Below are 4,102 nucleotides of genomic sequence, written 5' to 3' on the forward strand. Positions count from 1 at the left end.
CCATGGCATCAACCCGATCTGCCCCCATTTCTTCTAGGATTTCTTTAGCTTTTTGGGCCGTGAATTTGGCCAATTGGCGATCCTGTTCCCTGAAATCGAACGTCATGCGCACAAGCGGGTCTCCAAATGTATCTTTATAGGTCGGATCCAGGTCAAGGTAATGCTGCTTAAACGGCATGCTGGCTCCCATCGCTCCAACCGACTGGGTTGAATTGATATATTTCAGTGAATTTTTCTTGAAATCTTTTCCCCATGTCGGGGAATCGTTCGGGACCGGATTTGTCTGTATCGGTCTTTTGCCGGTCTGTGTCAGTGACAAATAACCGCCATGGATGAAATCTATATCAGAGTGGTCAAAGTTGTCTCCATTAAAATCGTCTATGACCATTCCAAGTGCACCCGCACCAGCAAAATTGTTAAACTTTTTATCTTCAAAAAAACCAGTGGCCGCCCCCTTGATCACCTGATAAGCATAATTTTTACCGATAACCCCTTCCCCGGTCGATGGATCATATGGACGTCCGACCTCAGAGTTGAGCAGAAGTTTGACATTATTGAATACATAGCTTGTTACGACGACAACATCGGCCGGCTGTTCAACTTCCTCACCTGTTGTGATATCTGTATAGCGTACACCGGTCGCCTTGCCGTCTTTATGCATAATTCTTCTCACCCATGAGTGTGTCCGAAGCTCAAAATTGCCTGTCTTCTTGGCAACTGGAATAACGGTTACCACCGGGTCCGCTTTTGCTCCATATTCACACCCGAACCGTTCACAAAATCCGCAATATTGACATGCAGACCGTGATATGCCATCAGGATTTGTGTATTGTTCCGATAAGTTTGCTGAAGGAATTGTATAAGGATGATAATTCAGGTTTTCACAGGCTTCTTTAAACATTTTCATTTGCGGGGAGTGCTTCATTGGTTTTGTCGGATAACCATCAGAGCGTTCTCCTCCGAGTGGATTTTCCTCACCTGAGATCCCTGCCATTTTCTCAAACTTGTCGAAATATGGCTCCATTTCATTGTACGTGATACCCCAATCCTGAATTGTCATATCGTCCGGAATTTTGTCCTTTCCGTAACGATCGATTGTTTTACTTCGGATCTGGAAATCATATGGCAAGAAACGGAATGTCTGGCCATTCCAGTGAACACCGGCTCCGCCGATTCCATCTCCCAACAAAAAGGAACCATATTGTCGCATTGGCAAGGCCCGCATTTTTTGGTTACGCCTAAAAGTTATCTTGTTCTTTGACAAATCCGACATCAGTTCATACCTGAGGGCATAACGTAATTCGTCATGAACCATATAATAGTCTTCCGTTGTTCTTTCGTCGCCTTTTTCCAATCCGACTACCTGCATTCCCTGCTTGGCAAGTTCAGAAGCGATGATACCGCCTCCCCAGCCGACACCGGCAATCACCACATCCACTTTTGGCAATTTCTTAACCAATCGATCACCCCTTAGGTTCTGTAATTACAAGCAAGCTACTTTTAATATAGATAGATAAACATAACATGAAATGTGCTAATCGATCTCCACCACTTTGATTTCTTAGAAAAGATGAGGGAGACTTTTCTATTATCCCATATGGTCACGAAGACTTTTCGGCTCTATATCCTGAAAGTCTTTCTCGATAATATCCGTATAATTCATTTGGTTGCCCGGATAGTCTTTCATTTCCCATCCAGCCATATCAATATTGCCGCCGTAAAGCGGATCACTGTATGCACCTTCCATTGTCATGCTGCGAAGCAAATCAAAAAAGCCGCTTGCTGAAATCGTCGTTAAATTAACGTTTTCTTCCTGGAAAGCCTGCAACACTGAATCTTGCTGTTCCCCTGTTAAATTAGAAAAGCTTTTCTCGTATTCTTGGTGACTGTAATTTTGCATTTCACGCAAGCCTATTCTGAAAATCTCTCGGCGTTTCAGTCTGCCCTGATAGCCTTGTTCTTTCTCGCCATGGAAGAATGGCGGTTCCATATAATCCCGTGCATTGAATCCATATGAACCCGCAAGTTGATGGTCAATATAATAACCTACACCTAAATCAATTGCACCAGGGCCGTTATCATCCTCAGGAAAAATCCGCTCAGCAGCTGCTTCAATTGTCTGGAATTCTGCCTGGGTAAAAAACATCAGAGCCTGATTATAATTCGTGGACTTTCTGGCACCCTGATCCTTGTTCTTTTCGTCAGCACCCCATGGAATTACACCACCTAGCACGCCCCCAACTGCCAGACCGCCAGCAGCTATTCCGGATTTTTTGAGAAATTTTCTTCTTGACAAATTTTCTTGTTCACCCTGATTTTTTTCTGCCAAAATACTCACCTCCCTGTTTCAATATTAGTCTGCTCCAAAAAAAACCATTCATGCATAAAAAAATATGGGGCAAACTACCAAGAAGCAGTTTAAATAAGGAGGTAAGCCCATGAAAAAATTAGGTACAATTCAGCTGGCAGCATTGGCTGGCATGCTCTTAATTGTCAGCGCCTGCACTAATTCGGGAGATGAAGTGGCTGATAACAATGACAAGACTAATGTGACAGATATGGCAGAGCAGGATGCCAAACATAACAATGACCCTTCAGTTATCCCCAGCGAAACTGGCGATAAAAAACAGACAACCAGCAAGGACGGTAACGTAAATGAGGGGATTGGGCAGAATATTTACAGTACTATTGGCAGCTCAGGTGTTCATGAAGGCGGTATTTCGTCATTTTTTGAATCCATTCTGGAGGGAAAAGGTATCACCGGTGTCAAAGTATTTGTGGTAGACGATTCCGTCATTTTAGCCCGGAATGAAGAGCAGACGACCAGTCATGAATATGATAACAGACAGCGTGATCTGCTGAGTGGCACAAGTGGTCTGTCCGGAAAAAGTAATGCGCAGGCTGAAGGAAATGATAACCGGAATGTAAGCCAGGATAATCTTGATCAGGCAAAACAGGAAATAAACCGTATGTTTAATGAAAATGTTAAAATTTTAACTGTGACAAATCCGGAAGCTGTAGATACCATTGAAACGATTAAAGACAATATTATGAATTCGTCTTACCAGGAAGCATCGGACAATCTGCTTAAATTATTTGAAATGGCCGATTGAGAAATCATGACTTAACCCCTCTATAATGAAGTGCATCCCCAAATTAGATTTTTGTCTCTAACCTTTGGGGTGCACTTCACATCTTTGTTAACACCGTAATTGGAACTAATAACTTCAATTAAATTGATGCATGTCTGACTGGAAAGAAAGCAGGTGATGGCACCTCAAAAAACTCACTCTCAGCCCATCTAAAGTGTTGGACTTTTCGTTCGTTGATCTGGTAATATCAATTGTTTTCACTTTTTGTGTTTGATGGATCCAGGCTTACAACAGTATCTCCTTGTTCACCACGTTCTTCAACATATTGGGCAAAGCTTTTTTTGGTTAACTCCGTTGTGTTGATTTGGAAGCCCTGTTCGACGCGATCATTCAGTTCACCCCATGAAATATTTTCTTTTGTTAAATAGCGTTTCTCGTATTTGTTGGTGAATTCCGTAAGATTCTCCCCCTGTTTATTATGCAGACTGAAGATATTATTTCGACCCATTTCTTGAACAAAGGATTTACAAACTAAGGCATTATAAGAATTCACTTTGGACGCTGTAACTAGATATTCATACTTTGTCAGATCTAATTCATAATTGTAGAGTTCAGACAATATTTCGCCATGATAGGTTTCGATATCTGCCTTCTGAGCAGTATTTAGTCGCTGTTGTGAAGAATCTGCCATCAATACAGGGATACTTAAATCCTTCATCACTTTTGCCATACCGACACTAAATGAATTGCTGCCAACTATCAGGACACCGGGTTGGCTATTGATAGCGAGACCGAGTTTCTCTGCCACCCATCGGATTGAAAACCCATGCGCAACCACTGTCGAAAAAACGAGACCAAGTGTCAGTGGGATAACGAGATTTGCATCAGTAAAACCAGCATCTAACAACACCTGGGCAAAGTAGCTGGAAACGGTTAACGCTACGATACCACGGGGCGCAATCCAACCGACCAGCGTTTTTTCCTGTTTCGTGATATCCGTATTGATTGTT

The 4,102-nt window shown here is 42.5% G+C and carries 4 protein-coding genes; 1 reads left to right on the plus strand and 3 read right to left on the minus strand.

The window, feature by feature from the left end; all coding sequences use genetic code 11:
- Positions 1-1,459 (minus strand): GMC family oxidoreductase (locus VK080_RS14185; RefSeq protein WP_324225424.1); only part of this gene is annotated, 1,459 nt, incomplete at its 3' end.
- Between the two features lie 129 nt (positions 1,460-1,588).
- Complete coding sequence (locus tag VK080_RS14190; RefSeq protein WP_414672257.1) at positions 1,589-2,329, minus strand: gluconate 2-dehydrogenase subunit 3 family protein; 741 nt, start codon at positions 2,327-2,329, stop codon at positions 1,589-1,591.
- 109 nt (positions 2,330-2,438) lie between these two features.
- Here VK080_RS14190 and VK080_RS14195 point away from each other — a divergent pair, with 109 nt between their 5' ends.
- Entirely contained in the window at positions 2,439-3,113 is a 675-nt protein-coding gene (locus VK080_RS14195; RefSeq protein WP_324225426.1) for a hypothetical protein, read from the plus strand.
- 226 nt (positions 3,114-3,339) lie between these two features.
- Here the strand turns inward: VK080_RS14195 and VK080_RS14200 are convergent.
- Positions 3,340-4,102: NAD-binding protein (locus VK080_RS14200; protein ID WP_324225427.1), on the minus strand; the 763-nt coding region annotated here is incomplete at its 5' end.

It is taken from the genome of Lentibacillus sp. (assembly GCF_035301925.1).
Taxonomy (GTDB): Bacteria; Bacillota; Bacilli; order Bacillales; family Amphibacillaceae; genus Lentibacillus.

What these genes read in the sequence shown, in the direction of transcription:
- VK080_RS14195 (WP_324225426.1), top strand. Translation starts at nt 2,439, where the DNA reads ATGAAAAAATTAGGTACAATTCAGCTGGCAGCATTGGCTGGCATGCTC.